10 protein-coding genes are annotated in these 8,682 nt (G+C 68.7%); 9 read left to right on the top strand and 1 reads right to left on the bottom strand.

Translation table 11 applies throughout. The annotated features are described in order from the left end of the window. Positions 1-106: 106 nt before the first annotated feature. The 4 genes from ABZS97_RS42335 (at position 107) to ABZS97_RS42320 (ending at position 4,006) form a co-directional block, all read left to right on the top strand. Positions 107-751, top strand: a complete 645-nt coding sequence (locus ABZS97_RS42335; RefSeq protein WP_356148672.1) for an HAD family hydrolase — start codon at positions 107-109, stop codon at positions 749-751. A 93-nt stretch (positions 752-844) separates the two neighbouring features. Further along, a complete protein-coding gene (locus tag ABZS97_RS42330; protein WP_356148670.1) occupies positions 845-1,573 on the top strand; it encodes a VC0807 family protein in 729 nt (242 codons plus the stop codon). Positions 1,574-1,665: 92 nt separating this feature from the next. Next, complete coding sequence (locus ABZS97_RS42325) at positions 1,666-2,883, top strand: MFS transporter (protein ID WP_356148668.1); 1,218 nt, start codon at positions 1,666-1,668, stop codon at positions 2,881-2,883. Beyond that, positions 2,834-4,006: an acetoin utilization protein AcuC gene (locus ABZS97_RS42320; RefSeq protein WP_356148665.1), complete on the top strand. Its 1,173-nt coding sequence runs from the start codon at positions 2,834-2,836 to the stop codon at positions 4,004-4,006. Before ABZS97_RS42325 ends, ABZS97_RS42320 begins: the two co-directional genes overlap by 50 nt. Positions 4,007-4,052: 46 nt before the next feature. Here the strand turns inward: ABZS97_RS42320 and ABZS97_RS42315 are convergent, their stop codons facing one another. Beyond that, complete coding sequence (locus ABZS97_RS42315; protein WP_356148663.1) at positions 4,053-4,496, bottom strand: hypothetical protein; 444 nt, start codon at positions 4,494-4,496, stop codon at positions 4,053-4,055. A gap of 237 nt (positions 4,497-4,733) precedes the next feature. Between ABZS97_RS42315 and ABZS97_RS42310 the strand changes: the two genes are divergently transcribed. From ABZS97_RS42310 to ABZS97_RS42290, 5 genes are all read left to right on the top strand, one after another. Then, on the top strand, positions 4,734-5,549 hold the full coding sequence (locus tag ABZS97_RS42310; protein ID WP_356148679.1) for a phosphatase: 816 nt from the start codon (positions 4,734-4,736) through the stop codon (positions 5,547-5,549). 129 nt (positions 5,550-5,678) lie between these two features. Then, positions 5,679-5,891 (top strand): helix-turn-helix domain-containing protein, encoded by a 213-nt coding sequence (locus ABZS97_RS42305; protein ID WP_004984898.1) that lies wholly within the window; start codon positions 5,679-5,681, stop codon positions 5,889-5,891. Between the two features lie 161 nt (positions 5,892-6,052). Then, positions 6,053-6,151 carry an AURKAIP1/COX24 domain-containing protein gene (locus tag ABZS97_RS42300; RefSeq protein WP_003948845.1) on the top strand — a complete coding sequence of 33 codons (99 nt, stop codon included), beginning with the start codon at positions 6,053-6,055 and terminating at the stop codon, positions 6,149-6,151. A 279-nt stretch (positions 6,152-6,430) separates the two neighbouring features. Then, positions 6,431-7,492 carry an NAD-dependent epimerase/dehydratase family protein gene (locus ABZS97_RS42295; RefSeq protein ID WP_356148659.1) on the top strand — a complete coding sequence of 354 codons (1,062 nt, stop codon included), beginning with the start codon at positions 6,431-6,433 and terminating at the stop codon, positions 7,490-7,492. 14 nt (positions 7,493-7,506) lie between these two features. Further along, entirely contained in the window at positions 7,507-8,556 is a 1,050-nt protein-coding gene (locus ABZS97_RS42290; protein WP_356148654.1) for a lysophospholipid acyltransferase family protein, read from the top strand. The last annotated feature ends 126 nt before the right edge of the window (positions 8,557-8,682 follow it).

Below are 8,682 nucleotides of genomic sequence, written 5' to 3'. Positions count from 1 at the left end.
GTACTGCAGGGGGGACCCTGTGGGAGAGTAGGACGCCGCCGAACTCCTTTTAAAGAAAACCCCCGCACCTTTGGTGCGGGGGTTTTCTGCGTTTAGGGTCGAAGTCATGCGCTACGACCTGGTTATCTTCGACAACGACGGCGTCCTCGTCGACAGCGAGCCGATCTCCAACCGGCTCCTCGCCGTGTACCTCTCCGAACTCGGGCACCCGACGTCGTACGAGGACTCCATCCGGGACTACATGGGGTCCGCGATGCACCGCATCCACGAGCTGGTCCTGGAGCGCACGGGACAGCGGCTGCCGGACGACTTCGACGACACCTTCCACTCTCGCGTGTTCGCCGCGTTCGAGCGAGAGTTGCAGCCGGTGGCCGGGATCACGGGCGTACTGGAGAAACTGGCCGCGGACGAGGTGCCGTACTGCGTGGCGTCCTCCGGGAGCCATGAGCGGATCCGGGTGGGGCACCGGACGACCGGGCTCGACCAGTGGTTCGAGGAGACCAGGATCTTCAGTTCGCAGGACGTCGGGCGGGGGAAGCCGGCGCCGGATCTGTTCCTGTACGCGGCCGAGCGGATGGGTGTGGCACCGGAGCGGTGTGTGGTCGTGGAGGACAGCCCGCTGGGCGTACAGGCGGCCGTGGCGGCCGGGATGGACGTCTACGGGTTCACCGCCATGACGCCACCGACGAGGCTCGCTCAGGCCACCCAACTCTTCTCCGACATGGGGGAGTTGGCTGACCTGCTCGTATGACCTGGTGCGGTGTCACCATGCTGACATTTGTCATGCGGAGCTCCGGACGATCGTTTCTACTGGCCGACCCGTCCCGGCGGCGAAGCTAAGGGCATGACGACGAAGACGATGAACACCGGTTCCCAGGGCCAGAGCATGAAGAACAACTTCGCGCCGCTGATCGTGGACGTGGCGGTTCCGCTCGGGTCGTACTACCTGTTCAAGGACGGCTTCGGGATGAGCACCTTCGCGGCGCTCGCCTGGAGCAGCGTGGTGCCGGCCCTGCGGACCGCGTGGACCGCGGTCAAGGAGCGGACGACCAACGGACTCGCGCTTCTCATCCTCATCGTGAACGTCGTCGGGCTGCTGCTCAGCTTCGTGTCCGGCGACCCGCGGCTGATGCTCGCCAAGGACAGCGGGGTCAGCAGCACGGTCGGCATCGGCATCCTGATCTCCGTGGCGCTCGGCCGCCCGATGATGACCGCGGGCCTGAAGCCCTTCCTGGTGAAGGGCGACGCGGCCAAGGAGGCCGCCTGGCAGCGGCTGGCGTCGGGCGCCGCGTCCGGCTCGGCGGACTTCCGACGCAAGGAGCGCACCTTCTCCGTGGTCTGGGGCGTGGCGCTGCTCGCCGAATGCATCGCCCGGATCGTGGGCGCGTACACCATCCCCGTGGACACCATGATCTGGCTCGGCGGGGTCATCATGATCGGCGTCATGGCGGTCACCTTCCTCGTCAGCGGCGGTCTCGCCGCCGGGCCGATGGAGGGCATCCTCGCCGCCGAGGTGAAGGACAGCGAAGCCGCAGCCGCGACGGCGGAGCCCGCGGTCGCCGTCGCCGCCTGACGAAGCCGCGCGGAGCAGCCGGCCAAAGGTGAAGAGAATTCATCTTTGGCTGGATCTACCCACGAGTACGCCGGGGCCCTACGCTCGCCGCCATGACAGATGTGCTGCGGCGCGGTAGGGCCTCTTTGGCGTTCAGCTTCTTTGTGCAGGGCGCCACCTTCGCGCTGCTCGTGACGCGCATTCCCGCGATCCAGGACCGGTACGGGATATCCGACGCGCTCCTGCCCGCCTTCCTCGCCGCAGTGCCGGTCCTGGCCGGCGTCGGCAGTGTCTGCACCGAGCAGCTGGTGAAGAGGGTGCCGCCCAGCCGTGTACTGCGGTGGGCGCAGCCGGTCGTGCTGCTCGCGCTGCTCGGTGTCGGGTCCGGCGACCAACTGGTCGAGGTGGCCGTGGCGCTGGGGGCCTTCGGGCTGGCGGTGGGGGGTCTGGACGCCTCGATGAACATGCTCGGGGTGAGCCTGCAGCGGGGGTACGGGCGCAGCATCATGCTCGGTTTCCACGCCGTGTACAGCCTGGGCGGGATCCTGGGGGCGTCGCTCGCCTGGGTCGGGGCCCACTGGCATCTCTCGCTCGTCGTGCTGTATCTGCCGGTGGTACTGGTGCTGCTGCCGGCCGCGCTCGTGGCGAGCCGTTGGTATGTCGACGCGGGTGTCCCGGGCGAGGAGGAGGCGCGGGAGGCGGCCGATGCCGGGCCCGTGGTGTTCAAGCTGCTGCTGCCGCTGTGCCTGGTGATGACCTTCGCGTACATCGGGGACTCGACCGTCTCCAACTGGAGTGCGAAGTATCTGCAGGACGTGCTGGGCAGTTCGGAGCAGCTGGCGACTGTTCCGTACAACGTCTACATGGTGACGACGTTGCTCGGGCGGGCCATCGGGGACTTCGGGGTGCGGCGGTTCGGGGCCGTGGCGGTGGTGCGGCTGGGGGCGGTCGTGGCGGCGGTGGGGTTCGCGGTGGTGGCGGTGGCGCCGGGCGCGTGGGTGGGGATGCTCGGGTTCACGCTGCTGGGGCTGGGACTGTGCGTGCTGGTGCCGCAGACCTTCGCGGCGGCCGGCCGGCTCTTCCCGGGGGCTTCGGATACGGCCATCGCGCGACTCAACGTGTTCAACTATGTGGGTTTCTTGATCGGTTCGCCTCTGGTCGGGGCGCTGGGGGATGCGTGGAGTTATCGGGGCGCGATGCTCGTGCCCATGGTGTTGGTGCTGGTGACCCTGGGGTACGCCCGCTCGTTCGCTTCCGGGTCGGACCGATACGGTGGCGGGCATGAGCGGCCGCGCACAGCTGATGTGGGACGAGGCAGTAACGGGGTATGACTTCGGTCCGGACCACCCGATGGATCCGGTCCGGCTGGCGCTGACCCGGCGCCTGGTCGACGCGTTCGGGCTGGACCGGGAGGTCGAGGTCGTCTCGGCGAAGCCCGCCGGGGAGTCGACGCTGCGGCTGGTGCACCGCGAGGACTACGTCGAGGCGGTGAAGGCCGCGTCCGCGGATCCGGACGCCGCGGACGGGGCGTACGGGCTGGGGACGATGGACGACCCCGCCTTCGCCGGGATGCACGAGGTCTCCGCGCTGATCGCCGGGCAGTCGGTGGGCGCGGCGGAGGCGGTGTGGCGTGGGGAGGCATTGCACGCGGTGAACTTCTCGGGCGGGCTGCACCATGCCATGCCCGGCGGCGCCTCTGGGTTCTGCATCTACAACGACGCCTCGCTCGCCATCGCCCGGCTGCTCGAACTGGGCGCCGAGCGCGTCGCGTACGTGGATGTGGACGTCCATCACGGCGACGGGGTGCAGGCCGCCTTCTGGGAGGATCCGCGGGTCCTGACGGTCTCCCTGCACGAGCATCCGCGGACGCTGTTCCCGCAGACCGGGTGGCCCGAGGAGACCGGCGCGGACTGCGCGGAGGGGAGCGCGGTGAACGTGGCGCTGCCCGCCGGGACCGGGGACGCCGGGTGGCTGCGGGCCTTCCACGCCGTCGTACCGGAGCTGATCGCCGACTTCCGGCCTCAGGTGCTGGTCACACAGCACGGCGCCGACACGCATTTCGAGGATCCGCTGGCGCATCTGGCGGTGTCGTTGGACGCGCAGCGGGCGGTGCAGATGGCGTGTCACGACCTCGCGCACGAGTACGCCGACGGGCGCTGGGTCGCGTTGGGCGGTGGCGGCTACGCGGTGGTGGACGTCGTACCGCGGTCCTGGACGCATCTTGTGGCCATCGCGGCGGGGCGGCCGGTCGAGCCGGAGACCGTGATTCCCGAGGGCTGGCGGCAGGAAGTGTTCGCGCGGACGCGGCAGTTGGCGCCGACGCGGATGACGGACGGCCGGTGGCCGGTGTCGTGGAAGGACTGGGAGTCGGGGTACGACCCGGCGGACCGGCTCGACCAGGCGGTCGTGGCCGCGCGCCGGGCCGCCTTCCCGCTGCGGGGACTGCTGCCGTAGCCGGGCCTCTTGGGTCCGGCTACGGCGGTGCGGGTGCGGCGGCGGGTCAGTCGCAGATGCTGGTGTCGCCGTTGTAGTAGATGTCGATCGAGCCGCTCCAGGTCAGGCACTCGCCGGCCGCGGGCTTGTCCTTGTAGACAGGGCCGGCGTACGTGGTGAAGTAGCCGGAGTCCTTGGCCGTGGTGGTGCTGTCGGGGAAGGTGTCGAGGGTGACTTCCATGAACACCTTGGCCCCCGGGGTGTTGCGGACGGTCACGGCGCACAGTCGCTGGGCGCCGGTGTTCCACGTGATGTACGTGGTGCCGATGACCTTGGTCGGCGAGGACTTGATCGGCGTGGACGCGGTGACCCGGTAGCCCTCGCCGCAGGCGCCGTTGTAGGCGCCGGCAGCGGTGGTGGCGGCGGTCGCCGGGGTGGTGGCGGCGAGGGTGCCACCGAGGGCCAGGACGGCGAGGGCGGCGGCGGTCGTGGTGCGACGGGACAGCTTCATGGTGTTCCCCCTGTGATGACTGTGGTCTGTGCGGCGATGGTCAACTCGCCGCGTTGGCTTACGTGTTGTGAGACAGGGGAGCCCCGGCGTTAGTTGTGGTCGCTTTTGTCACTGTCCTGTCACCGCGTTTCACCGTCGTGTCACGGCGGTCGGCGAGGGTCGCACGATTACGCCAACGGTGGGGCGTTTCCCGTGTTTTGGGCATGCGTGAGGAATCGATGCGTCAGCATCGCTGGGGTGTTGAGTAGTGGAGCGTTGCGTGCGCATTTGCTGGCTGCCCGGCTGGCCGGGCCCGTGGCCACGTCGCGGGAGGAGAGCCTGCGCAGCTATCGGCTCTTCGCGGCGCGCGACCCACGCGTGATGATCGGACTTGATCCCGAATGGACATGGCGGCAGCGGGATCTGATCGAGTTGATGTCGTACAAGTGCGGGGTCTCGGCCGATCCTGGGCACACTTCTGGTCATGATGTGATTGATCCGGAGCGAACCCTGGAAGCGCTCAACGCCTTCGCGGAGCGTCTCGGCAAAGCGGCGCAGGACAGGAGCCCCGTGCTCCTCGGCACCGGCCATCCGCACCGGCTGATCGGTTTCTACGCCGCTCTCGCGGACGCTCTGTCGGCGGCGGGATGTACCGTCCTCACCCCCGCGCAGGGTTGCTCTGTCGACATAACGACCCGGTTCGGCCTACGCACGTACAACCTTGACTACGTACAAGGTGTCGCGCTGGTACGCGAACCCGGTCCGTGCGCCCCCGGTGGTGCGACCGGCGCGCACACCCACTCACCCCTCCCGGTTCGCACGGTTCTGGCGGCCGCCGCGGAGGCCGGCGGGCCGCTCCCGGAACTGGTCATCGGGGACCACGGATGGGTCTGCGGGGCAGGTCAGCTGGGGTTCGAGGCGATGGGGCTGGCGGACACGGACGATCCGGCGCTCTTCGTGGGAGAGGCAGAGGGGCGGGTGTCCGTCGTCGTTCCGCTTGATGACGCTGTGCGGTCTGATTACTACCGACCGCTTACTCGCTATGTACTCAATCGAGCGTGTCTGTCACAGTAGGCGGCCGATGGCATCCCCTCTTCCCCACTCGCATCACCCGCCCCTACATTGGGGAGTGAGCACGCAACGACGAAGAGTCACCGGAAGGGGAAGCCGGTGACCGTCGAGTGCGGAAGGTTCAGGTGTGTCATGGCTGCAGCTGGCGAGAGGCCTCTGAACGAGGTTCAGTTCCTTACCGTGGCGGAAGTCGCCTCGGTGATGCGAGTGTCGAAGATGACCGTGTACCGCTTGGTGCACAGCGGTCATCTGCCGGCGATCCGGGTGGGGAGGTCCTTCCGGGTGCCGGAGCAAGCGGTTCACGAGTACCTCCGCGAGAGTTACGTGGGGGTGGAGACAGCCTGACGCTGTTCCGGCGGTGTCCCGGAGGCCCTGCGAGGCCCTCCGGGACCCCCCGGATCCCCTCGATTACGACCTCGGCGCTCGGACCGGTAGGCTGGCCCCTCATAGGTCGTGTGGGCCCATGCAGCCCAGCACCGAGTAAAGAGAAGTGAGCGAGGGTAGTCGTGGGCTCTGTTATCAAGAAGCGGCGCAAGCGGATGGCGAAGAAGAAGCACCGCAAGCTGCTGAAGCGCACGCGCGTTCAGCGTCGCAACAAGAAGTAAGCGACGCGACGCTGCGAGAGCGTATGGCTGTGGCCCCCCACCACCGGTGGGGGGCCACAGCCATTTTCCGGCCACGTCGGTACTGTTCGTACGCATGTGATGCGATTGGCTTGGTCCGATCGTACGTCTGTGGCTGTCGTCACTTCGTGCATCGGGCGGTCATCACAGCGCAACAACAACCCGCTAGGTTGACCGGACACGGGGAACACGGCACGTACGGGCAGAGCTGTGCGACAGCTGTGCGAAGGCGCGACGACGTCTGGAAGGAAGGCGCTGATCTTGGGGAAGGTCGTGCTCGTGACCGGAGTGGCCCGTCAGCTGGGGGGCCGGTTCGTACGACGGATCCAGCGTGACCCGCAGGTCGACCGGGTGATCGCCGTGGACGCGGTGCCATCCGAGCACCACCTGGGCGGTGCCGAGTTCGTCCAGGCCGACATCCGGCAGCCCGCCATCGCGCGCGTGCTCGCCGAGCACTCCGTGGACACGGTCGTGCACATGGACGTGACGGGCACGGCGCTGGGCAGTGGCAGCCGGACCACGGTCAAGGAGACCAACGTCATCGGCACCATGCAGCTGCTGGGTGCGTGTCAGAAGTCGCCGACGGTGAAGCGGCTCGTCGTGAAGTCCAGTACGAACGTCTACGGCTCGGCGCCCCGCGACCCCGCCGTCTTCACCGAGACCACTCCGCCCAAGTCGCTGCCCAGCGGCGGCTTCGCGAAGGACACGGTGGAGGTCGAGGGGTACGTCCGCGGGTTCGCGCGCCGCAGGCCCGACGTGGCCGTGTGCGTGCTGCGCTTCGCGAACATCCTGGGGCCGAGCGCGGACTCGCCGCTCGCCTCGTACTTCTCGCTGCCGGTCCTGCCGACCGTCCTGGGCTACGACCCGCGGCTGCAGTTCGTGCACGAGGACGACGTGATCGAGGTGCTGCGCCTCGCCTCGCACGAACCGGAGCGGGGGACGCTCAACAGCGGCACGTTCAACATCGCCGGTGACGGCGTTCTGCTGCTGTCGCAGTGCGCGCGGCGGCTCGGCCGGCCCACGGTGCCGCTGCTCCTGCCCGCGCTCACCTGGGTGGGGACGGCGGTGCGTACGCTGGGGGTGACGGACTTCTCGCCGGAGCAGCTGCGGCTGTTGACGCACGGCCGGGTCGTGTCGACGAACCAGATGCGCGAGACGCTGGGCTACAAGCCGAAGTACACGACGGCGGAGACCTTCGCGGACTTCGCCCGCAGCCGGGGGCCCGGACTCCTGCCTCCGGAGGCCCTCGCGGGGGCCGTCGACCGGCTCGCCGCGCTGCCCTACCTGGGCGGCGGCCACCCCCCGACGCAGAGCGCCAACTGAGGAGCGCATCAACGATGGCGGATGCCAAGGTCCTTCCGTTCGACGACGACCGGTCCCGTGGAGGCGCCGTGCAGCGGCCGCCGCGGCGCCGGGGCGCGGGGAGCCGGCGCAAGGGCGAGCCCGCGGTGGTTCGTGAGGTCCAGCCGCTGCCCGATCGGGCGTTGCGGCAGGATGATGTTCCCGTGACGCGAGAGGAACAACCGCTGCCGAAGCCGCAGGACGGCGGCGGGCTGGAGCGGCGTATCGCCGGGGGCCTGTCGTTCCTGCGCCGGCGTTTGACCGGGGACTACGAGATCGACGACTTCGGCTACGACGCCGAGCTCACCGACCAGGTCCTGATGTCCCTGCTGCGCCCGTTCTACGAGAAGTACTTCCGGGTCGAAGTGAAGGGCATCGAGAACATCCCGTCCGAGGGCGGCGCCCTGATCGTCGCCAACCATTCGGGCACGCTCCCGCTGGACGGCCTGATGATGCAGGTCGCGGTCCATGACAACCACCCCGAGGGCCGCCACCTCCGCCTTCTCGCGGCCGACCTGGTCTTCATGCTGCCGGGGGTCAACGAACTGGCCCGCAAGCTCGGCCACACACTGGCCTGCGCCGAGGACGCCCAACGGCTGCTGGAGGGGGGCGAGCTGGTCGGAGTGATGCCGGAGGGTTTCAAGGGCGTGGGCAAGCCCTTCAGCGAGCGCTACAAGCTCCAGCGCTTCGGCCGCGGCGGCTTCGTCTCCACCGCGCTGCGCGCGGGCACCCCGATCATTCCGTGCTCGATCGTCGGCGCGGAGGAGATCTACCCGATGATCGGCAACGCGAAGACGCTGGCCCGCCTTCTCGGTTTCCCGTATTTCCCGATCACTCCGACGTTCCCGTGGCTGGGCCCGCTCGGCGCGGTGCCGCTTCCCACCAAGTGGACGATCCAGTTCGGCGAGCCGATCCTGACGGACGGTTATCCGCCGGAGGCGGCGGAGGACCCGATGCTGATGTTCAACCTGACGGACCAGGTCAGGGAACAGATCCAGCACACGCTCTACAAGCTCCTGGTGCAGCGGCGGTCGGTGTTCTTCTGAGTTGGTTCTGAGTTCGGATTGTTGATCGTACGGCCGCGGGAAGCGCCTTGGAGGGCTGGTACGCCGCCGCCGATGCCGTGTTGACGATGTGGCCGCCCTGACCGCGCTCTGCCATCTGCTTGCCGA

The sequence above is a fragment of the Streptomyces sp. NPDC005485 genome (assembly GCF_040606085.1).
Classification (GTDB): Bacteria; Actinomycetota; Actinomycetes; order Streptomycetales; family Streptomycetaceae; genus Streptomyces.
This window is presented reverse-complemented; position numbering and strand designations above follow the sequence as displayed.

What these genes read in the sequence shown, in the direction of transcription:
- ABZS97_RS42335 (WP_356148672.1), top strand. Translation starts at nt 107, where the DNA reads ATGCGCTACGACCTGGTTATCTTCGACAACGACGGCGTCCTCGTCGAC.
- ABZS97_RS42330 (WP_356148670.1), top strand. Translation starts at nt 845, where the DNA reads ATGACGACGAAGACGATGAACACCGGTTCCCAGGGCCAGAGCATGAAG.
- ABZS97_RS42325 (WP_356148668.1), top strand. Translation starts at nt 1,666, where the DNA reads ATGACAGATGTGCTGCGGCGCGGTAGGGCCTCTTTGGCGTTCAGCTTC.
- ABZS97_RS42320 (WP_356148665.1), top strand. Translation starts at nt 2,834, where the DNA reads ATGAGCGGCCGCGCACAGCTGATGTGGGACGAGGCAGTAACGGGGTAT.
- ABZS97_RS42315 (WP_356148663.1), bottom strand. Translation starts at nt 4,496, where the DNA reads ATGAAGCTGTCCCGTCGCACCACGACCGCCGCCGCCCTCGCCGTCCTG.
- ABZS97_RS42305 (WP_004984898.1), top strand. Translation starts at nt 5,679, where the DNA reads ATGGCTGCAGCTGGCGAGAGGCCTCTGAACGAGGTTCAGTTCCTTACC.
- ABZS97_RS42290 (WP_356148654.1), top strand. Translation starts at nt 7,507, where the DNA reads ATGGCGGATGCCAAGGTCCTTCCGTTCGACGACGACCGGTCCCGTGGA.